At 60.6% G+C, this 25,139-nt stretch carries 21 protein-coding genes; 17 read left to right on the top strand and 4 right to left on the bottom strand.

What is annotated here, in order from left to right; translation table 11 throughout:
• The first annotated feature begins 17 nt into the window (after nucleotides 1-17).
• The 6 genes from AC1DV9_RS05600 to AC1DV9_RS05625 all read left to right on the top strand — a co-directional run bounded on the left by AC1DV9_RS05600 (nucleotide 18) and on the right by AC1DV9_RS05625 (nucleotide 5,921).
• Entirely contained in the window at nucleotides 18-497 is a 480-nt protein-coding gene (locus tag AC1DV9_RS05600) for a 3-hydroxyacyl-ACP dehydratase FabZ family protein (RefSeq protein WP_477946613.1), read from the top strand.
• Nucleotides 497-1,702, top strand: a complete 1,206-nt coding sequence (locus tag AC1DV9_RS05605; RefSeq protein ID WP_477946615.1) for a beta-ketoacyl-ACP synthase — start codon at nucleotides 497-499, stop codon at nucleotides 1,700-1,702. Before AC1DV9_RS05600 ends, AC1DV9_RS05605 begins: the two co-directional genes overlap by 1 nt.
• Nucleotides 1,703-1,713: 11 nt before the next feature.
• Nucleotides 1,714-3,000, top strand: a complete 1,287-nt coding sequence (locus AC1DV9_RS05610) for a beta-ketoacyl-ACP synthase (RefSeq protein WP_477946616.1) — start codon at nucleotides 1,714-1,716, stop codon at nucleotides 2,998-3,000.
• A gap of 55 nt (nucleotides 3,001-3,055) precedes the next feature.
• Nucleotides 3,056-4,084, top strand: coding sequence for a zinc-binding dehydrogenase (locus AC1DV9_RS05615; protein ID WP_112516000.1), 1,029 nt, complete (start codon nucleotides 3,056-3,058; stop codon nucleotides 4,082-4,084).
• Nucleotides 4,085-4,088: 4 nt separating this feature from the next.
• The gene (locus AC1DV9_RS05620) at nucleotides 4,089-5,024 is read left to right on the top strand and encodes a lipid A biosynthesis lauroyl acyltransferase (RefSeq protein ID WP_477946617.1); all 936 of its coding nucleotides are present in this window, start codon (nucleotides 4,089-4,091) and stop codon (nucleotides 5,022-5,024) included.
• Nucleotides 5,025-5,210: 186 nt separating this feature from the next.
• Nucleotides 5,211-5,921 (top strand): PAS domain-containing protein, encoded by a 711-nt coding sequence (locus AC1DV9_RS05625; RefSeq protein ID WP_477946618.1) that lies wholly within the window; start codon nucleotides 5,211-5,213, stop codon nucleotides 5,919-5,921.
• Nucleotides 5,922-5,959: 38 nt separating this feature from the next.
• Here the strand turns inward: AC1DV9_RS05625 and AC1DV9_RS05630 are convergent, their stop codons facing one another.
• Genes AC1DV9_RS05630 through AC1DV9_RS05640 form a run of 3 tightly spaced genes read right to left on the bottom strand, consistent with a single transcriptional unit; the run spans nucleotide 5,960 to nucleotide 7,308 of the window.
• Complete coding sequence (locus AC1DV9_RS05630) at nucleotides 5,960-6,553, bottom strand: YdeI/OmpD-associated family protein (protein ID WP_477946620.1); 594 nt, start codon at nucleotides 6,551-6,553, stop codon at nucleotides 5,960-5,962.
• Between the two features lie 2 nt (nucleotides 6,554-6,555).
• Complete coding sequence (locus tag AC1DV9_RS05635) at nucleotides 6,556-6,909, bottom strand: VOC family protein (RefSeq protein WP_477946622.1); 354 nt, start codon at nucleotides 6,907-6,909, stop codon at nucleotides 6,556-6,558.
• The gene (locus tag AC1DV9_RS05640; RefSeq protein ID WP_477946624.1) at nucleotides 6,910-7,308 is read right to left on the bottom strand and encodes an SRPBCC family protein; all 399 of its coding nucleotides are present in this window, start codon (nucleotides 7,306-7,308) and stop codon (nucleotides 6,910-6,912) included.
• Between the two features lie 187 nt (nucleotides 7,309-7,495).
• Here AC1DV9_RS05640 and gndA point away from each other — a divergent pair, with 187 nt between their 5' ends.
• From gndA to AC1DV9_RS05655, 3 genes are all read left to right on the top strand, one after another.
• On the top strand, nucleotides 7,496-8,926 hold the full coding sequence (gene gndA / locus AC1DV9_RS05645) for an NADP-dependent phosphogluconate dehydrogenase (RefSeq protein ID WP_477946626.1): 1,431 nt from the start codon (nucleotides 7,496-7,498) through the stop codon (nucleotides 8,924-8,926).
• A 908-nt stretch (nucleotides 8,927-9,834) separates the two neighbouring features.
• Nucleotides 9,835-12,264, top strand: a complete 2,430-nt coding sequence (locus AC1DV9_RS05650) for a beta strand repeat-containing protein (protein ID WP_477946627.1) — start codon at nucleotides 9,835-9,837, stop codon at nucleotides 12,262-12,264.
• 136 nt (nucleotides 12,265-12,400) lie between these two features.
• A complete protein-coding gene (locus AC1DV9_RS05655) occupies nucleotides 12,401-13,462 on the top strand; it encodes an autotransporter outer membrane beta-barrel domain-containing protein (RefSeq protein ID WP_477946629.1) in 1,062 nt (353 codons plus the stop codon).
• Nucleotides 13,463-13,503: 41 nt separating this feature from the next.
• Here the strand turns inward: AC1DV9_RS05655 and AC1DV9_RS05660 are convergent, their stop codons facing one another.
• Entirely contained in the window at nucleotides 13,504-14,553 is a 1,050-nt protein-coding gene (locus AC1DV9_RS05660; protein WP_112387124.1) for a LacI family transcriptional regulator, read from the bottom strand.
• Between the two features lie 456 nt (nucleotides 14,554-15,009).
• Between AC1DV9_RS05660 and AC1DV9_RS05665 the strand changes: the two genes are divergently transcribed.
• The 8 genes from AC1DV9_RS05665 (at nucleotide 15,010) to mgrA (ending at nucleotide 25,013) form a co-directional block, all read left to right on the top strand.
• Nucleotides 15,010-16,242, top strand: coding sequence for an ABC transporter substrate-binding protein (locus tag AC1DV9_RS05665; RefSeq protein WP_112387125.1), 1,233 nt, complete (start codon nucleotides 15,010-15,012; stop codon nucleotides 16,240-16,242).
• Nucleotides 16,243-16,439: 197 nt separating this feature from the next.
• A complete protein-coding gene (locus AC1DV9_RS05670; RefSeq protein WP_112516006.1) occupies nucleotides 16,440-17,345 on the top strand; it encodes a carbohydrate ABC transporter permease in 906 nt (301 codons plus the stop codon).
• The gene (locus tag AC1DV9_RS05675) at nucleotides 17,338-18,282 is read left to right on the top strand and encodes a carbohydrate ABC transporter permease (protein WP_112387127.1); all 945 of its coding nucleotides are present in this window, start codon (nucleotides 17,338-17,340) and stop codon (nucleotides 18,280-18,282) included. Before AC1DV9_RS05670 ends, AC1DV9_RS05675 begins: the two co-directional genes overlap by 8 nt.
• 2 nt (nucleotides 18,283-18,284) lie before the next feature.
• Nucleotides 18,285-19,370, top strand: a complete 1,086-nt coding sequence (locus AC1DV9_RS05680) for an ABC transporter ATP-binding protein (RefSeq protein ID WP_477946631.1) — start codon at nucleotides 18,285-18,287, stop codon at nucleotides 19,368-19,370.
• Nucleotides 19,371-19,491: 121 nt separating this feature from the next.
• A complete protein-coding gene (locus AC1DV9_RS05685; RefSeq protein ID WP_477946633.1) occupies nucleotides 19,492-21,957 on the top strand; it encodes a beta-mannosidase in 2,466 nt (821 codons plus the stop codon).
• Between the two features lie 35 nt (nucleotides 21,958-21,992).
• On the top strand, nucleotides 21,993-22,754 hold the full coding sequence (locus AC1DV9_RS05690) for a sugar phosphate isomerase/epimerase family protein (protein WP_477946634.1): 762 nt from the start codon (nucleotides 21,993-21,995) through the stop codon (nucleotides 22,752-22,754).
• Nucleotides 22,755-22,762: 8 nt separating this feature from the next.
• Nucleotides 22,763-23,896: a Gfo/Idh/MocA family protein gene (locus AC1DV9_RS05695; RefSeq protein ID WP_477946636.1), complete on the top strand. Its 1,134-nt coding sequence runs from the start codon at nucleotides 22,763-22,765 to the stop codon at nucleotides 23,894-23,896.
• A gap of 85 nt (nucleotides 23,897-23,981) precedes the next feature.
• On the top strand, nucleotides 23,982-25,013 hold the full coding sequence (gene mgrA, locus AC1DV9_RS05700; protein ID WP_477946638.1) for an L-glyceraldehyde 3-phosphate reductase: 1,032 nt from the start codon (nucleotides 23,982-23,984) through the stop codon (nucleotides 25,011-25,013).
• Nucleotides 25,014-25,139 lie beyond the last annotated feature (126 nt).

Below are 25,139 nucleotides of genomic sequence, written 5' to 3' on the forward strand. Positions count from 1 at the left end.
CCGGGCCGGAGGATCCGATGCTACTGGAATATTTCCAGATGATCGACCGCATCGAGACGGTCGATCTTGAAAAGGGCGTGCTCAAGGCGCGTTCCGTAGTGCCCGCCAAGAGCCCTGTCTTCGAGGGGCATTTTCCAGGCATGCCGCTCGTTCCGGGCGTGCTTCTGATCGAAACCATGGCGCAGGCCTCCGGCATGCTGGTGCTCGCCGCGACCGATTTCGCTGCCATGCCGTTCCTGATGTCGGTCGATGGCGCCAAGATGCGCACCTTCGTCGAGCCCGAAGCCGTGCTCGACATCGAAGCCTTTCTCGAACATGACGGTTCGGGCTTCGCGGTTACCAAAGCCAAGATCACCAGTGGCGGCAAGAAGGTCTGCGACGCGCAGCTGAAGCTGCGCACCATGCCGTTCAGCGAAATTCCGCTCGGCGATATCGTCAAGAAGCGCGCAAGCGAAGTCGGCCTGATGGACGCGATCGCGGCGCAGGGAGTGAAGTGATGGGCAAGTCTCCGAATGACGTCGTTATCTCCGGCATCGGCATCGTCACCTGTCAGGGCGTCGGCAAGGACGCGCATCTGGCACTGCTGACGGCAGGCGAGGCGCCGAAGGCGATCGTCGAGACCGACAAGTTCAAGCCATATCCGGTGCATCCGCTACCCGAGATCGACTGGTCGCAGCAGATCGCCAAGCGTGGCGACCAGCGCCAGATGGAGAACTGGCAGCGCATCGGCGTCTTTGCCGCCGGTCTGGCGCTCGACGATGCAGGCCTCAAGGATGATGCCGAAGCCTGCGGTACGATGGACATGATCGTTGCGGCCGGTGGCGGTGAGCGCGACATCAATGTCGATACGCTGATCGTCGACGAGGGCCTGAAGCGCAACGACCGGGAATTGCTGCTGAACGAGAAGCTGACCACCGAGCTTCGCCCGACGCTGTTTCTAGCGCAGCTGTCCAATCTGCTGGCCGGCAATATCTCCATCGTTCACAAGGTCACCGGTTCCTCGCGTACCTTCATGGGCGAAGAGGCGGCCGGTATCTCGGCCGTCGAGACTGCCTTCTACCGCATCAAGTCGGGTGAATCCTCGCATGCACTCGTCGGCGGCGCCTTCGCTGCCGAACGCCAGGACATGATCCTGCTCACTGAAGCAATCGGCGCGCATACGCGCGGCGACTGGGCTCCGCTCTGGTCGCGCAAGGACAAGGACGGCGGCGGGATGATTACCGGTTCGGCCGGTGCGTTTCTCGTTCTGGAATCGCGCCAGCATGCGGAAGCTCGCGGCGCGCATATCTATGCTACGATCACCTCCATCGAAGGCGACCGCGGCAACCGCAATGCCGGGAATTTCGAAAAGCGCCTTGAGCGCCTGCTGGAGCCCGCTGCGAAGCTGGCGCCCGAGAGCACGGCGATGTTTTCCGGTTCGACCGGCATGCATGATCTCGCCGAGCGGGAAAAAGCCGTGCTGGAGCACACGCTACCGGGCGCTGCCATCCGCGGTTTCGGCGGTATTTCGGGTCATGCGCTCGAAGCGCAGTTCACGCTGGGTCTCGCCTTCGCAGCCCTTGCCGTCGATGCGAAAGCCAAGGTTCCGGCCTTCGATCCGGCTCATGAAAAAGCAATGATTGCTGCGGCCGATGCCGCCGTCGTCACCACAGTCGGCCACCAGCGCGGCGAGGGCGTCGCCGTTCTTTCCGCGGAAGCGTGAGGAGTGATCAAATGACAGACAAGGCTTACAAGGATCATCTCGGCCGCCCGATTGTCGCCGTGACCGGCATGGGCATCATCACCTCGCTCGGCCAGGGCCTTAAGGATAACTGGGCGGCGCTGACATCGGGGACCTCGGGTATCCACGACATCACCCGCTTTCCGACCGATGGCCTGTCGACGCGGATCGCCGGGACCGTCGATTTCATCGACATTCCCGTACCGAACGCCGTCGAGCGCTCCTATGCGTTTGCCCGCGAGACGACGATCGAAGCGCTTGCCGATGCCGATATCTCAGGCGATTTCAATGGTCCGCTGTTTCTGGCAGCGCCACCGATCGAGCCGGAATGGAGTGCCCGTTTCGAACTCGCCGACCGTTCGCCGCCTTCCGATCATCCGGGAGACGCCTATGACCGGTTTCTGACGGCGATGCGTCAGCGCCCGGATGCGGCCTTCCATGAGGCAGCACTTTTCGGTGCGATCTCGGAGCGCCTCTCCGACCGCTTCGGCACCCGCGGCCTGCCGGTGACGCTGTCGACGGCCTGTGCTTCGGGCGCCACCGCCATTCAGCTCGGCATCGAGGCGATCCGCCAGGGCCGTACGGACCGGGCGCTTGCGGTTGCCACCGACGGTTCGCTGAGCGCCGAAGCGCTGATCCGCTTTTCGCTTCTGTCGGCTCTTTCAACCCAGAACGATCCGCCGACCAAGGCCTCCAAGCCGTTCAGCAAGGATCGCGACGGCTTCGTCATCGCCGAAGGTGCCGCAACGCTGGTGCTGGAATCGCTGGAATCGGCGATCGCCCGCGGCGCGAAGATCCTCGGCATCATGAAGGGTGCCGGCGAGAAGGCCGACAGCTTCCACCGCACGCGCTCCTCGCCCGATGGCGGCCCGGCGATTGCGACGATCCGTGCGGCGCTCGCTGACGCTGGCCTGGATGAAAGTGGCATCGGCTATATCAATGCCCACGGCACCTCGACGCCCGAGAATGACAAGATGGAATATGGCTCGATGCTTGCTGTCTTCGGCGAACGCATGGCCTCCATCCCGCTATCCTCGAACAAGTCGATGATCGGTCATACCCTGACGGCGGCCGGCGCCGTCGAAGCGGTGTTCTCGTTCCAGACGATGCTGACGGGCACGCTGCCGCCGACAATCAACTACAACAATCCTGATCCGGCCATCGTGCTCGATGTCGTGCCGAACAAGAAGCGCGATCAGCAGGTTTCGGCCGTGCTGTCGAACTCGTTCGGCTTCGGCGGACAGAACGCCAGCCTTGTCATGGCGCTCGAACCGGCTTAAGCGGTTGCCGACAAAATTCAGAGATAAGAACGCCTGAAAGGCGAGAGGTTTTGCTATGCGCGCTTTGCAACTGGTCGACGACCGCAAGCTTGAGATCACCGACCTGCCGGAGCCGGAAGCCCCTTCTGCCGGGGAAGTGACGCTGCGCGTCAAGGCGGTGGCGCTCAATCATATCGACGTCTGGGGCTGGCGCGGGATGGCGTTTGCCAAGCGCAAGATGCCGCTGGTTATCGGGGCGGAGGCCTCCGGCGTTGTCGAGGCGATAGGCCCGGGCGTTGCCAATGTGCTGCCTGGCCAGCTCGTGTCGATCTATGGCGCGCGCACCTGCGGCCTCTGCCGTCCGTGCCGCGAAGGCCGCGACAATCTCTGCGAACATGTCTCCGGCGTCCATGGCTTCCATCTCGATGGCTTTGCGCAGGAGAAGGTCAATCTTCCGGCCCGCCTTCTCGTTCCGGCGCCTCCAGGCGTCGATGCCATCGGCGCGGCGCTGGCACCGGTGACCTTCGGGACCGTCGAGCATATGCTGTTCGACAATGCCAAGCTCGAGCCCGGCGAAACGATCCTCATCCATGCCGGCGGCTCCGGCATCGGCACGGCGGCGATCCAGCTTGCCAAGAAGATCGGCTGTACCGTCATCACGACCGTCGGTTCCGACGACAAGATCGAGAAGGCCAAGGCGCTGGGTGCCGATCATGTGATCAACTACCGCACCGACCGTTTCGAAGGCGTGGTGCGTAAGCTGACCAAGAAAAAGGGCGTCGATGTCGTCTTCGAACATGTCGGCAAGGACACTTTTGCCGCCTCGATGTTCTGCCTGAAGCGCGGCGGCCGTCTCGTCACCTGCGGCTCGACCTCGGGCGTTTCGACCGAGATGAACCTGATGATGCTCTTCCAGCAGCAGCTGAAGCTGCTCGGCTCCTTCGGCTGCCGCATGGAAAACATGGCGGACGCCATGCAGAAGATGGGCCGCGGCCTGGTGCATCCGGTCATCGACACCGAAGTCGGCTTCGACGATATCGACCGGGCGCTGGAGCGTATGGAATCGCGTCAGATCTTCGGCAAGATCATCCTGAAGATGGATTGAGCGTGTGAAGCTTTTCATCACCCGGATCGTTCTGAAGCTCGAGCATTTCCGCCAGTGGCTGATCGCCCAGCTGATGTTCGGTTTTCTGAACTTCCTGAAGATATTTCCGGCTGATGGTGCTATCCGCTTCGCCGACTGGCTGACCCGCAAGATCGGCCCGCGGACGCGGCGCCACAAGCTGATGCTCGTCAATCTGCGCAACGCCTTTCCCGAAAAGAGCGAAGACGAGATCCAGGCGATCGCGCTTGGCAGCTGGGGCAATATGGGCCGGCTTGCCGCCGAGTATGTCTTCCTTGACAGGCTTTTCGACTTCGATCCGGAACGATCTGAGCCCGGCCGGATCGAGGTGACAGGCATCCCGCTGTTTCTCGATCTTCGCGACAATCCGCGGCCGTTCATCGTCTTCACCGCGCATAGCGGCAATTTCGAGCTGCTGCCGGTGGCTGGTGCCGCCTTTGGCCTCAATGTGACGGTTCTCTTCCGTCCGCCGAACAATCCCTATGTGGCGCAGAAGGTCTTCGATTTCCGAAGTGCGCGCATGGGGAAGCTCGTACCATCGCATGCCGGTTCGTCCTTCACGCTGGCGCGCCAGCTAGAGGCGGGGCAGGGCGTCGGTGTTCTCGTCGATCAGAAGTTCAAGAAGGGGCTGAAGACACGCTTCTTCGGCATCGATACGACGACCAATCCTCTCGTTCCCAAGCTCGTGCGCCAGTTCGGATGCGAGGTCTACCCGGCGCGCTGCATTCGCCTGCCGGGAAATCGCTATCGGCTGGAGATCGAGCCGCGGCTGGAAATCCCCCGCGACTCAGCCGGAAATCTCGATCTGACGGCAATGGCGCAGATGCTGAACGACAAGGTCGAAAGCTGGGTCCGGGAATATCCGGAGCAGTGGCTCTGGTACCACGACCGGTGGAAAATCAAGGAAAGCGTGCTCAACTAGAGCTTATACCCCTAAATTTCGTATGTGAAAATATGACCGCCGTTCACATTGAATGTGAACGGCGTTCATGTTAGTGCTTGCCACCAAGGCGAGTAGCCGGTTGGGGAAGATCGGGAATCGACGAAACCTGCCGTGAAAACTGACATATGCTGGTTTCCCCTATGTGTCAGGGGATTGGGGGGCATATTGCTGGAACTTCTGCAGGCATTTTCTTCACGTTGCTCACAAATCGATGCGGCGATCCGCGCGGGCGACGATCATCAGGTTTCAACTCTTGATAGCGAGTTCGAGGCGCTGATCGGCGCTATTGTTACGTATCAGGCGTCGAATATCGTCGAAATTCACATGCAGCTGCAATTCGTCGTCTGTTTGCTGGAGCAGAATGCCGATGATTGCGCGAGCGTGATGGGCTATGCGGCGACGCTTTCAAATCTGCTGGACCGCTATTTCGGCAATTCCGGCAAGCCGCGCCAGATTCCGGCACCGGCGGAACGGTTGCCGAAGCCGGATGGCTATGTCCCGAACATGGACAACGGCAATTTCCTGAACTCGGCTATTCTCGAGACGCTGCCGGATCGCGTTGCCGTGCTGACGCGCGACTACCGCTACCTCTATTCCAACCCGACGAACTGCGCCTATCTCGGCCGCAAGCCGATCGACATGATCGGCCGGCACGTGGCCGAGTTCATCGGCGCCGAGCGCTTCGAGAAAACCAAGGCGCATTTCGACGCCTGCTTCGCGGGGGAGCGGGTGGAATACAATTACGAACGCACCAGCGGCGAGGGCGCGAAACTGATGCGCTGCCGCATGTCGCCCTTGCGCGACAACGGCGGGCGGGTCATCGGGGCGCTGATCATGATGGAGAATGTCAAGGCGCCTGAGACGGTAAGGGTCTAGGCCGGCACATTGCCTGTGTGGCGACACGCCGGGAATGGCTAATCGTTCGGCCCCTTGCCCTCGAATATCTGCGGGATAGCCTTGTCGATCCTGGACTCGCGGGTCTTCGATTGCTTCGGCTGTGCGAAATGCAGCAGATAGGCGCGCTGGCGGCCTGGGGTGAGGGCGGTGAACGCGGCTTTGAGGGCAGCGTCGCCATCAAGCCTTGTCTGAAACTCTTCCGGCACCGTGAACTCGGTGGTCTTCTTGTAGTCGACCTTCAGCCCTGCTTTCTCGACCTCGATCGCCTGCTGCACGTAGGACTTCAGCAGGTTTTCCATGCCGGAAATCTGTTCGGCGCTGGTAAAGCGGATCTGGCGGGCAGCCTGGACGTTGTCCGTCTGCTGGATGAGAATGCCGGCCTCGTCCTTCATCAAGGCGCCCTTGAAGAAGAGCAATGCGCAGTAGTCCTTGAAGCCGTGGATCAGGACGATGTTGGCCTTGCCAACCGTGTAGCACGGCTCGCCCCATTTCAGCTCTTCGGTCAGGCCGCAATCGAGGACGATCGTTCTCAGTCTGGCGCTTTCCTCGCGCCAGCTATCCTTGCGGGCGAAATAGGCATCGACCTTCGGGTTGGTTGTTTGCGCCGCCATGCTCAATCCTTGCTCCAGACCGCGAGCTCGTAGCCGTCGGGATCGGTGAAATGAAAGCGCCGCCCGCCCGGGAAGGCGGTGATCGGCTTGACGATCGAGCCGCCGGCTTTGCCGGTTGCGTCCAAAGCGGCTTCCAGATCGCTGGCATAGAGAATGACCAGCGGGCCGCCCGGCCGGGGCTTGTCCAGCGTCGTGAAACCGCCCGTCAGCCTGCCGTCGCTGAATTCGCAATAGGCAGGGCCATAATCTTTGAAGCTCCAGCCGAAGGCCGCCCCATAGAAAGCTTTCGATGCCTCGATATCGGCGACATTGAATTCGATATAATCGATGCGAAGCACCGTCTGATCACTGGCCATCTATTTCTCCATCAGCGCCTTCAGCGCATGCAGATCCTTCTCGACATGAGCGCCGTCGGCAGCGAACTGCTCGTCCGTCATGCCGGGCTGCTTCAGCAGGGTGAACATCACTTCGCAGCCATCGCCATTGGGAACGATGCGCAGCGCATTGTAGACGCGCATGCCGCTCTCGATCGTCACGGTATGGTCGATGATGCCGAACTTGTTGGCCGTTACGAAGCTGACCCTGACGGTGCCGAGCACGCCCTTCGCGATCCAGTCGTCGCCATCTCTTTCGAGGCCGGAGGCGAGGCCTGATGCCCAGAGCGGCATATTCTCCGGCTCGCCGGCAAACGCGTAGACGTCCTGCCAATCGCGATCGATCGAGCAGTGGACGATCCTTGCGGTCATCGTTGTCATCAAGTCCTCCCGGCGCGCGGCTGCGCCTGATCTGTCCCATGCGAGATGGCGCGCGATTGCCATCGATCAATATCGCGCCTTGCCGATCGGGTCCACCGGAGGGGCCGATTTTGGCGTCTTCGATACTTGCCGTTTCCGGCTTAGAGTGCCACAACACCGGTCGAATTTGACTCATCGGAGGATTGTCGTGGAAAAGGCAGAAATCGGACTGATCGGCCTTGCCGTCATGGGTTCCAACCTGGCGCTGAACATTGCCGAAAAGGGCAACAAGATTGCGGTTTTCAACCGCACACCCGAGAAAACCGACGAGTTCTACGAGAGCGCCGGTGATCTGAAAAAGCAGATCGTTCCGTGCAAGACGATCGAGGAATTCGTCGAGGCGATCCGCCCGCCGCGCCCGATCATCATCATGATCAAGGCCGGCGAGCCGGTTGACCAGCAGATGGAGCTGTTGCGCCCCTACCTTTCCAAGGGCGACATCATGATCGATGCCGGCAACGCCAACTTCCGCGACACGATCGCCCGCTTCGACCGCCTCAAGGACACCGACCTGACCTTCATCGGCATGGGTGTCTCCGGTGGTGAGGAAGGTGCGCGTCACGGTCCGTCGATCATGGTCGGCGGCACGGAAGATAGCTGGAAGCGCGTCGAGAAGGTGCTGACCTCGATCGCCGCCAAGTACAAGGGTGATCCCTGCGTTGCCTGGCTCGGCAATGATGGCGCCGGCCACTTCGTCAAGACGATCCATAACGGCATCGAATATGCCGACATGCAGATGATCGCCGAAATCTACGGCATCTTCCGCGACGGTCTCGGCAAGAGCTCGGCCGATATCAGCAAGATCTTCGGCCAGTGGAACAAGGGCCGCCTGAATTCCTACCTGATCGAGATTTCCGAAAAGGTGCTTGCTGCCACCGACCCGATTTCCAAGGGCTCGATGGTCGACATGATCCTCGACAAGGCCGGCCAGAAGGGCACCGGCAAGTGGTCTGCGATCGAAGCGCAGAACATGGGTATTCCCGCGACTGCGATCGAAGCGGCCGTTGCTGCGCGTTCGATCTCGTCGATGAAGGGCGAGCGCGAGGCGGCTGAAAAGATCTTCGGCAAGCCGGAATACAAGTTCCCGATCGCCTATGGTCCCGAACTCGACAAGGATCTGGAACTGGCGCTCTTCGCTGCCAAGATCGGCGCTTACGCACAGGGCTTCGCCGTGATGGCGGAAGCATCGCGCGAGTTCAAGTGGTCGCTGCCGATGCCGACGATTGCCAAGATCTGGCGCGACGGCTGCATCATCCGCTCGCAGTTCCTCGACGAGATCACCTCGGCCTTCACCAAGGCGCCGGATGCGGCAAACCTGATCGTCACGCCGGCCTTCTCGGAGATGGTCAAGGAATCGATCCCGGCGCTTCGCCGCGTCGTCACCGCCGCTCTTCAGGCCGGCCTGCCGGTTCCGGCGTTGACCTCGGCACTGACCTATTTCGACGCCTACCGCCAGGGCCGTGGCACGGCCAACCTGATCCAGGCCCAGCGCGACTTCTTCGGCGCCCACGGCTTCGACCGCCTGGACGGCAAGGACTTTCACCACGGCCCATGGGGCAGCGGTGCTGCGACCTTCTGAGGACGTCCATCTCGAATGAGAAAAGCCCGGTTTCGACCGGGCTTTTTTATTGTCCGGTACGCCCTCTTTCTTGGCAACTCAGTTGAGAGGTTGCATTCGGGGATACAACTCTGCGTCTTTCTTGCAACGTTACCTTTAAATGATGAAATTTACGACTTAACGGCGAAAATCTATCGGATTTTGCTCGCGAAATGTGTTTAATTTTTCCTAACGACTAATCGATTCGTATAAAATTTCGGCATTGACGGCACTTATTTTATTTTAGGCGATTGCGGCATGCGTTCCCTCAAGGGGATCCAGATGCCCTGTGGGGAAAAATGCGTTCACGTGCAGAGTGCGCCGAGGGCGCCAAAGAAGCAAATTTCGATATGCTTCAAATCACTCGCGTACATACTTCATCACCGCCTGAGGATCACAGGGTTTCCTGGTCTGCGCCGATCGCTTTACAGGCCATTCTTGGCTTTCTTACTGCGCTTCTTAAATTTTTTTCGCGCTCTGCTGGCGTAGCCCTTCGGCTTTTCAGCTCAGCGGGCTTGCCGTTGGCGGGTGCCGTAAAGACACCGCCGCTCGCCCAGACCCGGTTTTTGCTCATCCCAGCGCTTTTGCTGGCGTTCCTGTCTGTTGCGCCAACGCAGGCGCTTGCTGAATCGCCTGCATGTCAGGCGATCAATGCCAGCTGGAATAGTTTCAATATTCCCTCCACGACAGATGATGGCCTTCGGGACGTGGTGTATCCGGCGTCTGACTTCCTGGTGACAGATCAATTATCATTCTCGATCTCAGATAGCGCACCCAGCTTCACCAATTATTTTACCGCAGCAAATCCAGATTTCTCGAATTCGTACGTTAACTATCAAAACGGGCAGTACAGTTCAGGGAATAGCTCAACCACGGTCTCCGGTACAGACTTGACGCGCGACGGCCTGCATCTGGTCTACTCCAACGGCGAGGTTTCTGGCGGTCTCACGGTTTCCGTGCAATGCGCCTCTGCAGCCGTATCCCCTACAGTTACTGGTGTCGGTGTTCCGGCAAATGCCAGCTATGCGATTGGCGCCATTCTGGAGTTTACGGTTGAATTCAGCAGCGCCGTCAGCGTCACCGGAACGCCGCAACTGGGTTTGACGATCGGATCAGCGACACGGCAGGCAAGCTACTCCTCGGGCAGCGGCACAACGGATTTGAAATTCCGCTATCTCGTCGCCGCAGGAGACCTGGCGCCGAGCGGCATCGCGATCAGCGCGCTTTCATTCAACAGCGGCACCATCACGAATGGTGGCATGACCGCCGATCTGACATTGAACAGCGTGGCGTCCACCAGCGGTATTCTCGTCGATGGCGTGCCCCCGGCGGTGTCCTCGATAACATTGAACGGAAACCCGGCGCCGAATGCAGGGACGCTCACGTTTGCCGTGGCGTTCTCGGAACCGGTAACAGGCGTCGACACGTCTGCATTTCAGCTGACGACAACAGGCTCGGTGGTCTCTTCGATCAGCGGCGTTACAACCTCCGGACAAGACGCTACCGTTACCGTCGGGGTCACGTCTGGCTCTGGGACTGTTCGTCTCGATCTGGTGTCCGGCGCGGCGCTCAAAGATGGCGCCGGCAACGCTCCCGGTGCCGGCTACACCTCCGGTGTCGTGCATACGGTTCAACAGGTGCCCGGCGCGCCGACGGTTGGAACCGCCACGGCGGGCAATCAACAAGCTTCGGTTGCCTTCACGGCCCCCGCGTCGAATGGTGGCGCAACGATCACTGGCTATACCGTCACATCGAACCCTGGCAACATCACCGCAACCGGCTCCGCCAGTCCGATCAGCGTCTCGGGTCTGGCCAATGGAACGTCCTATAACTTCTCTGTCACGGCGACCAACAGCGTTGGAGCGGGCGTGGCGTCCGCAGCGTCCAACTCGGTGACGCCGAAGGGCACTCAGACGATCACTTTCAGCAATCCAGGCACGCGGAACTTCGACACTTCGCCGACGCTCACGGCGAGTTCGTCCTCGACACTGGCAGTGACGTTCACGTCTTCGACGGCCGGTATCTGCACGATCTCCAGCGGCGGGGTGCTGACCTTCATCTCGACCGGGACCTGCACGATCGATGCCGACCAGACGGGCGACGGCGTCTATCTTGCTGCGCCTACTGTTTCCCAGAGCTTCTCAGTCAGCGCCGTTGTTCCCACCGCTCCGGTGATCGGTTCGGCGACTGCGGGCGACGAGCAGGCGACGATTTCGTTCACTGCGCCGGCGAGCAACGGCGGGACGCCGATCACCGGCTATACGGTAACGTCGAGCCCTGGCAATGTGACGGCGACGGGGGCAGCGAGCCCTATCACTGTCACCGGGCTGAGCAACGGCACGGCCTACACGTTCACGGTGACGGCAAGCAACAGCATGGGGGCAGGGACTGCTTCGGCTGCGACCTCTGCCGTCACGCCGGCAGCCGCATTGACCAAGCCGGTCGCCGGTTTGGCATCGGCGACAGTTGCGGCGAATTCGTCCGCCAATCCGATCACGCTCGCGATCACCGGCGGCACGCCTGCTTCGGTTGCGGTCGCCTCGGCGGCTGACCACGGCACGGCGACGGCTTCCGGCACGGCAATCACCTATACACCCGCTGCTGGCTATTCGGGTGGCGACAGCTTCACCTATACTGCGACCAATCCCGCCGGCACATCGTCACCGGCAACGGTCAGCATCACGGTGACGGCGCCGACGTTTACTTTCGCGCCGGTTGCCGGTGCGTTGACGGCAGGCACGGCCGGAACCGCTTACAGCACGACGATCGTCGCCTCGGGTGGCGGTATTTCCTATACTTATGCCGTCACAGCCGGCTCGCTGCCTACCGGTCTGTCGCTTGCCACAGATGGCACGATCTCCGGCACGCCGACAGCTGACGAAAACGCCAGCTTCACCATCACCGCAACGGATACACACGGCGCGACGGGCACGGTATCCTATTCGCTTGTCATCGGCGCCCAAGCTCCCTTCGCCAACGGGGTTTCGGCGACGGTGGCGGCGAATTCATCGGCCAATCCGATCACGCTCGATATCACCGGCGGCGCGCCTGTTTCGGTTGCTGTCGACTTGACGGGTACGCGTGGCACGGCGACGGTTTCCGGTACAGCGGTCACCTATACGCCTCTTGCCGGCTATTCGGGCACTGACAGCTTCACCTATACGGCGACCAATTCTGCCGGCACATCTTCACCGGCAACGGTGACCATCACGGTGACGGCGCCGACATTCACTTTCGCGCCGGCTGCCGGTGCATTGACAACGGGCACAGTCGGAATCGCGTATAGCAAGACTATCGCCGCCTCCGTTTACATCAGCTGACATTACCTTTGTCGAACCGGCCAATGCCGGCAGCACGGCGATCATTCAGGGCCAATTGGCGCAAGCGGGATCGTTCGCGCCTGTCGGCTGGTACCTTCAGTTCACACCGAACCCTGCATATTCGGGTCAGGTTCGAGTGGGCTTCCGGCTTACCAGTTCGCTCGGCAATTCGAACACCGGTACCGTGACCTATAACCTCAACTACGCTGCAGGCCAGGTCGCAGAAAGCATCGACCATCTGGTCCACGACTTCGTCCAAAGCCGCCAGAACATGATTTCCTCGACCATCAAGGTGCCGGGTCTTCTTGAGCGCCGCCAGATGGGGCAGGAAAGCAATCCTGTGACCGCACGCATGATGCCGTCCGAGAACGGACTGACGGTCGGATTCTCGACCAGTCTGGCGCAGATGGAAGCGGCGGGCAGCACGCCGGCGGACGGTAAAAATGCCGATCTTTCGCCTTTCAACATCTGGATCGACGGCGCATTTCTGACACACAGGGACAGCGCCACCGATGACGGAAAGTGGGGAAGCTTCGCCATGATCAACCTGGGAGCGGATTACCTGCTCTCCGACAAGGCGCTGCTCGGCTTCTCCCTGCATTACGACCGTATGACCGATCCGACGGATGCCGATGCAGAGCTGACCGGAAACGGATGGCTGGCGGGTCCGTATGCCTCCTTCGAAATCGGCAAGAACATGTTCTGGAACACCAGCCTGCTTTATGGCGGATCGTCCAACGACATCGATACGGATTTCTGGGACGGCACGTTCGATACAACGCGCTGGATGGCCGATACCTCAATCGAGGGGCAATGGGCGATCGATGACGACACCATCCTGACGCCAAAGCTGCGGGCTGTATACTTCTCCGAAAAGATCGAGGATTACGCCGTCAGCAACGGCGCCGGCGATATGATCGCGATCGATGGCTTCGACGAAGAACAGTTCCGTCTCAGCCTCGGGGCGGAGATTGCCCGGTCGTTTACGGTTGAAAGCGGTTCGGTGCTGACGCCGAAGCTCGGCTTGACAGCCGGATTCTCGGGTTTGGATGGATCGGGCGCATTCGGGTCGCTCACGGCCGGCCTGTCTATCCAGACCGTCGATCTGTGGATGATCGATGCCAGCCTGCTCCTGAATGTGGAGGGCGACGGTGAGACATCGGCCGGTGCCAGGGTCGGGGCGGCAAAACGGTTCTAGAACCGTTTTGTGCCTTCCATCCCGGCGGACTTGCCGTCAGGCTACCAGTCTGCTCGGCGTCGCCCATCCGGCCACACCGGTTTGCTGACGCTTTGCAGCAGTTCCGGTTCGATGCCGTCGATGCGGGCGATGACGGCCTTGGCCATTTCGCGGCCGGCGTGGCGGACGTCTTCGTAAGCGGTGATGATCTCGGGGCGGATCCAGTTGAGGATCGGGGCGGATTCCTTTGAGACCATGTCGACATCCTTGCCGAGGCGCTTGCCGGCGGCCTCGATCCCGGCGTTGACGGCGATGGCAGCACTTCCGGCGGAACAGACGATCGCGTCGGGTGCGCCCGGCGAGCGCATCATCGTCTCCACGGCATTCCTGATCTCGTCGAGCGGCGCATCGATGTTGACCCTGAGCGGCACTTCCTCGGCGCCGTAGTCGTGCAGGCCGGTCTGGAAGCCGATCCGCGTGTGGGTGTAATAGGTGAGTTTGCTCGGCGGCTGAAGCAGCGCGATGTGCTTGCGTCCGCGCTCGACCAGCCGCTTCACGGCCTCGTGGGCGAAGGCCTCGTTGTCGAAGTCGTGGTAAGGATGAACGAGGCCGGCATCGGTGCGGCCGTGGGTCGCGAAGGGGATGTTCTGCTCGGCGAGCAGGCGCACGCGTGCATCATCCGGCTCGATGCGCGAGATGATCACGCCATCTGCCGAGCCGGTGTCGAGAATATAGCGCACCGGCGCCATCGGATCGCGGCTGTGGGAATGCGGCGTGACGACGATGTGGTAGGGCGTTCCGGTCAACACTTCCGAGATGCCGAAGACCATCTGGCTCGAAAAGCCCATGATCTCTTCATCGATCGAGAGAACCAGGGCGATGACGTTAGTCTTGCCGGTGCGAAGGCGTACGCCGGCACGGTTTGGCTGGTATCCGAGCTGGCGCGCCACCATGCGCACCCGCTCCTTGGTTTCAGCGCCGATATCCGGTGCGTCCTTCAGGGCGCGCGAGACGGTGGTGATGCCAAGACCGGTCATGAAGGCGATCGTCTTCAGCGTCGGACGCTCGCGCTGGACGGTCGCCGCCCCCGCGAAATTTCCCTTGTTTTCCATAGGTCTAAGCTACCCTCACGCGATTTGCGTCTGCTTATAGATGCTTTTTGAACGCGCTGTAAGCGCATCCGCATCGAAAAGCCGCTCCTCCCTAAGTCACAAAATCTGTAACGATACAGTAGAAAAGTCGAGCACTTTTTGATGCCTAAGGGGAAGGGATAGACGCATAGGTTGAATCGATGGAAATCGCACAGATTTTTTGCGGCTGCGAAGGGCAGCAATTGAATTTTTCTGGGAATGATTGTAAATGTATAAGCTATAACAATTATTTATGTCATGAAGTGCGCTGCGGTATTGACCGCACAAGTTGGCGCCATAGATGCACGTTTCCTGGCTTTTTGACAGGTATGGGTAGCAATCGCAGGCGCTAAAGAAAATTTTACGTGCAGGCTGTTGCGTCAAAAAATCGATTGCACTAAGTTTTTCCGGCAACGTTTCAGTGAGGGAGGAGAACTCATGAATATCCGTTCGTTCGCGGCCATGCTTGCCGCTTCGGTCATCATTCCGTTTAGCGCCGCGCAGGCGACCGATCTCGAAGTCACCCATTGGTGGACCTCGGGCGGCGAAGCTGCGGCTGTCGCAGAACTCGCCAAGGCATTCGATGCCACCGGCAACAAGTGGGTCGACGGTGCCATTGCAGGTTCCGGCGGTACCGCACGTCCGATCATGATCAGCCGCATCACCGGCGGCGATCCGATGGGCGCCACGCAGTTCAACCACGGCCGTCAGGCTGAAGAGCTCGTCCAGGCCGGCCTGATGCGCGACCTGACCGATGTCGCTACGGCAGAACACTGGAAGGACATCGTCCGTCCGTCGAACCTGCTCGATTCCTGCACCATCGACGGCAAGATCTATTGCGCCCCTGTGAACATCCACTCCTGGCAGTGGCTGTGGCTCTCGAATGCCGCCTTCAAGAAGGCTGGCGTCGAAGTGCCGAAGAACTGGGATGAATTGGTCGCTGCTGCACCGGCTCTCGAAAAGGCAGGCATCGTGCCGCTCGCCGTCGGCGGTCAGGCATGGCAGTCCGCAGGCGCGTTTGACGTTCTGCTGCTGGCTCTCGCCGGCAAGGATACATTCTACAAGGTCTACAAGGACAAGGATGCGGAAGTCGCCGCAGGCCCCGAGATCGCCAAGGTCTTCAAGGCTGCAGACGACGCCCGCAAGATGTCCAAGGGCACCAACGTTCAGGATTGGAACCAGGCAACCAACATGGTCATCACCGGCAAGGCCGGCGGTCAGATCATGGGTGACTGGGCGCAGGGTGAATTCCAGCTCGCTGGCCAGAAGGCCGGTGTGGACTATACCTGCCTTCCGGGCCTCGGCGTGACCGACATGATCGCAACGGGTGGCGATGCCTTCTACTTCCCGCTGCTGAAGGACGAAGAGAAGTCCAAGGCGCAGGCCGTTCTCGCCAAGACGCTGCTCGACCCCAAGACCCAGGTTGCCTTCAACCTGAAAAAGGGTTCGCTGCCGGTTCGCGGTGACGTCGATCTCGGCGCGGCCAACGACTGCATGAAGAAGGGTCTCGACATCCTTGCCAAGGGCAATGTCGTCGAATGGACCGACCAGCTGCTTTCGGCAGACAGCCAGAAGCAAAAGGAAGACCTCTTCTCCGAGTTCTTCTCCACGGCGATGACTGTCGAAGACGCTCAGAAGCGCTTTGCCGGTATCATCGGCTCCGCTGACTGATCCTGTATATCTGCCCTTGCGGTCCGGCCCTGCTTTTCAGGGCCGGATCTGCACTGATCTTCGGGATCGGCGGGCGGGGTAGGTCTCAGGCGTCCTTGAGAGGGCGGCGCTGAGATGGAGACGATTGGAAGCTCGCCTGCAAGGCCGTCTTCCATTCCGGATCACGAAACGCGATTGCGATTTCAGGAGGAGCCACAATGACGGGTCAAGCGCGAGCAGGCCGGCCAAATCAATTACTGCGCAATCTGAATGCGAAGATTGCATCCATTCCCATGATCCTGACCGCGGTGGTTATCTTCCTCGGCGGCACGGTCTGGACCGTATTCTATTCTTTCACCAATTCGAAGCTTCTGCCGCGCATGAGCTTCGTCGGCTTCGATCAGTATCAGCGGCTCTGGGCCGCGCCGCGCTGGGTGACGGCGATCGAGAATCTTGCCGTCTACGGCATTCTCTCGCTGATCTTCTCGCTGGTGATCGGCTTCGTGCTGGCGGCGCTGATGGATCAGAAGATCCGTTTCGAAAACACCTTCCGCACCATTTTCCTCTATCCTTTCGCGCTGTCCTTCATCGTCACCGGTCTCGTCTGGCAATGGGTCCTGAACCCCGATTTCGGCGTGCAGTCCGTGGTGCGTTCGATGGGATGGACGAGCTTCACCTTCAATCCGCTCTATACGCCCGAGATCGTCATCTACGGCATCCTGATCGCCGCCCTCTGGCAGGGCACGGGGCTCGTCATGTGCCTGATGCTGGCGGGTCTTCGCGGCATCGACGAGGACATCTGGAAGGCCTCGCGTGTCGACGGCATCCCGATGTGGAAGACCTATCTCTTCATCGTCATCCCGATGATGCGCCCTGTTTTCATCACCACGCTCGTCATCATCGCGTCCGGTATCGTCAAGGTCTACGACCTCGTCGTGGCGCAGACCTCGGGCGGGCCGGGCATCTCGTCGGAAGTGCCTGCAAAATACGTCTACGACTACATGTTCCAGGCGCAGAACCTCGGTCAGGGCTTTGCCGCATCGACGATGATGCTGATCACGGTCGCGATCATCATCGTTCCCTGGGCCTATCTGGAATTCGGTGGAGGGCGCAAGCGTGGCTGATACAGGAACCCTCAACACCACTGCTGCCGGCATAGACGCCATCAAGCCGAAGCTCGGCGCCGGGCCGAGCGGGCCGCGGCCGAAGCCGATGCTGTCGGGCCGCAACATCATGCTCTACGGCACGCTGACGATCGCAGCGCTCTACTACCTGCTGCCGCTCTATGTGATGGTCGTCACCTCGCTGAAGGGCATGCCCGAAATCCGCATGGGCAATATCTTCTCGCCGCCGATGGAAATCACCTTCGAACCCTGGGTGAAGGCCTGGGCGGAGGCCTGCACGGGTCTGAACTGCGACGGCCTTTCGCGCGGCTTCTGGAATTCGGTGCGCATCACCGTCCCGTCGGTGGTGATCTCGATCGCCATTGCCTCGGTCAACGGCTATGCGCTGGCCAACTGGCGCTTCAAGGGCTCTGAACTGTTCTTCTCGATCCTGATCATCGGTGCCTTCATTCCCTATCAGGTGATGATCTATCCGATCGTCATCGTGCTGCGCGAAATCGGCCTCTATGGCAGCCTGACGGGCCTCGTCATCGTGCATTCGATCTTCGGCATGCCGATCCTGACGCTGTTGTTCCGCAACTACTTCGTGTCGCTGCCGCAGGAGCTTTTCAAGGCGGCGCGCGTCGATGGTGCGGGCTTCTGGCAGATATTCCTGCGCATCATGGTGCCTATGTCGCTGCCGATCTTCGTCGTGGCGATGATCCTGCAGGTCACCGGCATCTGGAACGACTTCCTCTTCGGCGTCGTCTTCACCCGTCCCGACACCTACCCGATGACGGTTCAGCTGAACAACATCGTCAATTCCGTCCAGGGTGTGAAGGAATACAACGTCAACATGGCCGCAACGATCCTGACGGGTCTGGTGCCGCTTATCGTCTACTTCGTGTCCGGGCGTCTCTTCGTCCGCGGTATCGCCGCTGGCGCAGTGAAAGGTTGATCATGAACACAAGCGTTTCCATCAAAGATCTGTCGCTGAATTTCGGTGCCGTCAGCGTCCTCAAGGACCTGAACCTCGATATCAACGACGGCGAGTTCCTGGTTCTGCTGGGCTCGTCCGGCTGCGGCAAGTCCACGCTGTTGAACTGCATCGCCGGGCTGCTCGATGCGTCCGAAGGGCAGATCCACATCAAGGGCAAGAACGTCACCTGGGAAGAGCCCAAGGACCGCGGCATCGGCATGGTGTTCCAGTCCTACGCGCTCTATCCGCAGATGACGGTCGAGAAGAACCTGTCCTTCGGCCTGAAGGTCGCGAAGATCCCGCAGGCCGAGATCGACAAGCGTGTCGCCCGTGCTTCCGAAATCCTGCAGATCCAGCCGCTTCTGAAGCGCAAGCCGGCGGAGCTTTCCGGCGGTCAGCGTCAGCGTGTGGCGATCGGCCGTGCGCTGGTACGCGATGTCGACGTCTTCCTCTTCGACGAACCGTTGTCGAACCTCGATGCGAAACTCCGTTCGGAACTGCGCGTCGAGATCAAGCGTCTGCACCAGTCGCTGAAGAACACGATGATCTACGTCACCCATGACCAGATCGAGGCGCTGACGCTCGCCGATCGCATCGCCATCATGAAGAGCGGCATCATCCAGCAGCTTGCCGATCCGACGACGATCTACAACAAGCCGCGCAATCTCTTCGTCGCAGGCTTCATCGGCTCGCCGTCGATGAACTTTTTGCATGGCGAGCTCACAAACGCCGGTGGCAAGACGGCCTTCGTCTCCAACGGCGTGACCTTCTCGCTCGATGGCTATCAGACCGAGCAGACGCTGCAGCCTGGCCGCAAGGTGGTTCTCGGCGTCCGACCCGAGCATATCAAGGTGAACGAGAATATCGGCGCCGAGGTCCATGAGGCGACGGTCGATATCGAAGAGCCGATGGGCGCCGACAACCTGCTGTGGCTTAAACATGCCGGGCATACGATGTCCGTGCGCATTGCCGGTTCGCGCCGCTTTGCCCCGGGCACGCCGGTCAAGCTCAGCTTCGATATGTCGCTTGCATCGCTGTTTGACGCTGCAAGCGAAGACCGTATCTAAATCGCAATACAGGCGGGGCGATGGCTCCGCCTGATCTTCAATAGCGGCCCTCTGGCCGTCCAAATTCGGCCGCGGTCCGGTTCGTCCGGCACCTCCCAAGGCGGCCTGATCGGGTACTATCATGACGTCCTTGCCGAAGAACGGTTCCTCCATCGATCTCGCGGGCAGCTGGCAGCTGGCCTCCGCCGATGGCGAAATCAAGAGCACGATCGCAATCCCCGGCGATGTGCATTCCGCGCTCCATGCCGCCAAGCTCATCCCGGATCCGTATTTCGGCCGCAACGAAGAGACGATCCAGTGGGTAGCGCACCAGGAATGGGCGATCGAGCGCAACTTCAAGCTGAAGGAGACGGAGGGCGACTGGTATCTGGATATCGATTATCTCGATACGGTGGCTTCGGTCTTCGTCAACGGTTTCCTGGCGCTGTCTGCCGACAACTGCTTCCGCCGCTACCGGCCAGATGTTTCGTCGATGCTGAAGGCAGGCGACAACACCATCCGTATCGTCTTCAAGTCGAGCATCGCCGAGGGCGCCGACCAGCAGGGCAAGCAACCCTTCTACATTCCTTATTCGACCGGCAATTCGCCGATCCCGAACGGCAACATGCTGCGCAAGCCGCAATGCCATTTCGGCTGGGACTGGAACATCGCGATTGCACCGCTCGGCCTCTATGGCACCATTGCGCTGCGGAAGCTGGAGACGGCACGCATCGAGCAGGTGACGACGCGCCAGACGCACAATCTCGACGGCAGCGTCGAGGTGCTGGTGACGGCCACGCTCCATTCCAAGAACCCGGGCATCGTTCCCGTTCATTTTGCGCTGGATGGCGAGCGTGTGCGCCTCGATGTCGGCGTCAGCGGCGGCGAGACCGTCGTCAATCACGTCTTCCAGATCGACAAGCCGACGCTGTGGTGGCCGGCGGGCAGCGGCGAGCAGGCGCTCTATGAGCTGACCGTCGATCTGCCTTCGGACGTGGTGACGAAGCAGATCGGCATTCGCACCATCGAACTGATCACCACGCCCGACGCCGCCGGCAGCCGCTTTGCCTTCAAGGTCAACGGCCGCGAAATCTTCTGCCGCGGTGCCAACTGGATCCCGGCCGATGCGCTGTTTTCGCGGTCGTCGCCGGAGAAGACCGAAGATCTGCTGCAATCGGCCAAAGCCGCCAACATGAACATGATCCGCGTCTGGGGCGGGGGTTTCTACGAGCAGGACTATTTCTACGATCTCTGCGACCGGCTGGGACTGATGGTCTGGCAGGACTTCATGTTCGCCTGCAACCTCTACCCTTCGACCGAAGACTTTCTCGACAACGTCGCCGTCGAGGTCGATTACCAGGTCAAGCGGCTGTCGTCGCATCCGTCGATCGCGCTCTGGTGCGGCGACAACGAGCTGGTGGGCGCGCTCACCTGGTTCGATGAATCGAAGAAGGATCGCGACCGGTATCTCGTCTCCTACGACCGGCTGAACCGGACCATTGAGCAATCGGTGAAGAAGGCGCTTCCGGGCGCGCTGTGGTGGCCGTCCAGCCCGGCTTCCGGCTATCTCGATTTCGGCGATGCCTGGCATGCCGATGGTTCCGGCGATATGCACTACTGGTCGGTCTGGCACGAGAACAAGTCGTTCGACAATTACCGCACGGTGCGGCCGCGCTTCTGCTCGGAATTCGGCTTCCAGTCCTACACGTCGCTGCCTGTCATCAAGACCTATGCGGACGCGAAGGACATGAACGTCGCATCGCCGGTGATGGAGCTGCACCAGAAGAATGCCGGCGGCAACGAGCGGATTGCCGGCACGATGTTCCGCTATTTCCGCTTCCCGAAGGATTTCCCGAATTTCGTCTATCTCAGCCAGATCCAGCAGGGCCTGGCGATCAAGACGGCGGTGGAATACTGGCGGTCGCTGAAGCCGCATTGCATGGGCACGATCTACTGGCAGCTCAACGACACCTGGCCGGTTGCCTCGTGGTCGAGCCTCGACTACGGCGGCCGCTGGAAGGCGATGCACTATCTCGTCAAGCGTTTCTTCCAGCCGGTGGCGGTCGCAGCGATCCCCAATGACGATGGCAAGTCGATCCGTTTCTCGCTGGTCAACGATACGCTGGATGAAGTCAGCGTCGATCTCTCGATCTCGATCCTGACGATGAAGGGCGAACGCAAGCATCTCAGGGATGTGCAGGCGATCTGCACGCCGGATGCGGCGGTCACGGCTGCCTCGATCGACCTGTCCGACGTTCCAGACGGGACGCTGCTTGCCTGGCGCTTCACGGCGTCGAACGGCATGGGCGGCGAGGGGCATTATGTCCACGGCACCTACAAGGCGCTGGAGCTCGAACCCGCCGGCTTGCAGGTGACCCACGAATATCTGGATGAGGACGGTTCCGTCTGCCTCAATGTCACCGCCAAGGGACTGGCGCTTTTCGTGATGATCGAGACGGACGAGGACGGCAAATATTCCGACAACGCCTTCGATCTTGCGGCCGGTGAAACCCGCCGCATTACCTTCACCCCGGCAAATCCGCTCGAAAAGGGCAAGCTGCCGGACTTCCGTTTCTATGATCTGCATTCCTGCCAATCGGCAGAATGATTTGAAAGATGGGCACGAGGCCCGAGGAGGATACTATGACGAAACTCAGCTTCCAGCTTTACAGCGCGCGCAACTTCCAGCCCTATTCGGCGATCTTCGAGAAGCTCGGCAAGGCCGGCTACCAGGAAGTCGAAGGCTTCGGCGGCATCTATGCCGATCTCGACGATGCCGGCCTGAAGAGCCTGCGCGCCGAACTCGACAAGAACGGTCTGACGATGGCGACCGGCCATTTCAGCCCGGATTTCCTCGACGGCGAAGTCAAGAAGTCGCTCAACATCGCAAGGACGCTGGGCATGGATTCGATCTATGCGCCGCATCTGGCGGCCGAACAGCGCCCGAGCGATGGTGCCGGCTGGCTGGCATTCGGCAAGCGCCTGCATGAGATGGCGAAGCCCTACAAGGATGCAGGTTACGAGTTCGGCTGGCATAACCATGACTTCGAATTCGTCAAGCTCGCCGACGGCTCTCTGCCGATCGAGCGCATCTTCGAAGGCGCGCCTGACATTTCCTGGGAAGCCGATATTGCCTGGGTCGTTCGTGGCGGCGCCGATCCCTTCGCGTGGATCGAAAAGCTCGGCTCGCGGATCACGGCGGTTCACGTCAAGGACATCGCGCCTGCGGGCGAGAACAAGAACGAAGACGGCTGGGCCGATGTCGGCCATGGCACGCTGCCCTGGGCAAAGCTGATCGCGGCTCTCAAGGGCACCAAGGCCAAGCATTTCGTCGTCGAACATGACAATCCGGCTGATATCGATCGCCTGATCACCCGCTCGATCGCATCCTACAAGACCTATTGAGGCTTATCATGACCAAGGAACTTGGCGTCGGCATCATCGGATGCGGCAACATCTCCACCACCTACTTCTCCCTGTCGCCGCTGTTCAAGGGCCTAAAGGTCCTTGCCTGTGCCGACATCAACATGCAGGCCGCCGAAGCCCGTGCCACCGAATACGGTGTCAAGGCGCAGACGATCGAGGAGCTGCTTAAGAACGACGAGATCGACGTCGTCGTCAACCTGACGATCCCCGACGCGCATTTCCCGGTTTCGAAGTCGATTCTCGAGGCCGGCAAGCACGTCTATTCGGAAAAGCCGCTGGTCCTGACCCTGGAGCAGGGCGAAGAGCTTCGCCGCATCGCCAAGGCGAAGAGCCTGTCGGTCGGTTGCGCGCCGGACACCTTCCTCGGCGGCGCGCATCAGCTTGCCCGCAAATATATCGATGAAGGTAGCGTCGGCCGCATCACGTCGGGCGCCTGCTATGTCATGAGCCCCGGCATGGAAATGTGGCATCCGAACCCGGACTTCTTCTTCCTGCCCGGCGGCGGCCCGATCCTCGATCTCGGCCCGTACTACATCGCCAACCTGATCAACCTGATCGGCCCGGTGAAGCGCGTCGGCGCCATGACCTCGATAGCATCGGAAACCCGCACCATCACCAGCGCCCCGCGCAACGGCGAAGTCATCCCGGTGAAGACGCCGACGACCATCCAAGCGATCCTCGAATTCGTCAGCGGCGCCACCGTGACGCTGACGGCGAGCTGGGATGTCTGGTCGCATCGTCATGCCAATATGGAGCTCTACGGCACCGAGGGCTCGATCTACGTGCCGGACCCGAACTTCTTCGGCGGCGTCGTCGAGGCGAGCGGCAAGGACAAGGACATCAAGCCGGTTGAGGGCTGGGAACATCCCTTCGGCATCTTCAACCAGGAGAGCCCGCAGGGACCGCGCGCCAACTACCGCACGGCTGGTCTCGCCGACATGGCGATGGCGATCATCGAGGGGCGGGACGCACGCTGCTCGCTCGATCGCACGCTGCACGGCGTCGATGTCATGACCTCGATCCTGAAGTCGGGCGAAGAAGGCCGGTTCATCGAACTGACGACGACCTGCACCCAGCCGGCCGCCCTCGGCATCGAGGAAGCCCAGGCGCTGCTGCGATAAGGCCGCTCTTGAAGTAAGGCTTCAAACGACTATTGTCCCGCGCGGGCAAAATCTGCCCGCGCGATTTTCTTAAAGGAATAGAATTATGAGCTGGCAACCGGCTTCCGACCGTTATTCGAAGATGAAGTACAACCGCACGGGCCGTTCGGGCCTGAAGCTGCCAGCCGTCTCTCTCGGCCTCTGGCACAATTTCGGCGGCGACACCCCGCATGACCGCAAGGTCGATATGTGCCGCACGGCCTTCGATCTCGGCATCACCCATTTCGACCTCGCCAACAATTACGGCCCGCCTCCAGGCAGCGCAGAAACCGCCTTCGGCGAAATCCTGCGCACCGATTTTGCCGGTCTGCGCGACGAGCTGATCATCTCGTCGAAGGCCGGTTACGACATGTGGCCGGGTCCGTATGGCGAGTGGGGCAGCCGCAAGTATCTGATCGCTTCCTGCGACCAGAGCCTGAAGCGCATGGGCCTCGACTATGTCGATATCTTCTATTCGCACCGCTTCGACCCGGAGACCCCGCTGGAAGAAACCTGCGGCGCGCTCGATCATATCGTGCGCTCGGGACGTGCGCTCTATGTCGGGATCTCGTCCTACAATTCGCAGCGCACCCGCGAAGCAGCGAAGATCCTCAAAGATCTCGGCACGCCCTGCCTGATCCATCAGCCGAGCTATTCGATGCTTAACCGCTGGGTCGAGGACGACAAGCTGCTCGACGCGCTCGACGAAACCGGCATGGGCTCGATCGTTTTCTCGCCGCTGGCACAGGGCATGCTGACCACCAAATATCTCGGCGGCATTCCTCAGGACAGCCGTGCGGCGCAGAACCACTTCCTGAAGAAGGATTTCATCCGTCCTTCGATCATCGACAACATCAGGAAGCTCAACGAGATCGCCGAAAAGCGCGGCCAGACGCTGGCGCAGATGGCGATCGCCTGGGTGCTGCGCGGCGACCGCGTGACCTCGGCGCTGATCGGCGCCAGCCGCTCCTCGCAGATCGTCGATTGCGTCAAGGCGCTGGACAATCTCGAGTTCACGGCGGACGAACTGAAGCAGATCGATGTCTATGCCAAGGAAGCGGATGTCAATCTGTGGGCCAAGTCGGCCGAGCTGGACTAGGGCAGGGCGATTGGGGAGTTTGGGGGCTAAATCCCTCGCTCCCTCATCTCTGTGCCCTTAGGGCTGCGCCCACGGGATGTCACAGAGATCCAGCGGTCGCGCGTCTGCGCGACGAATAGACTCTTC

Source organism: Rhizobium sp. 01L410, assembly GCF_056400165.1.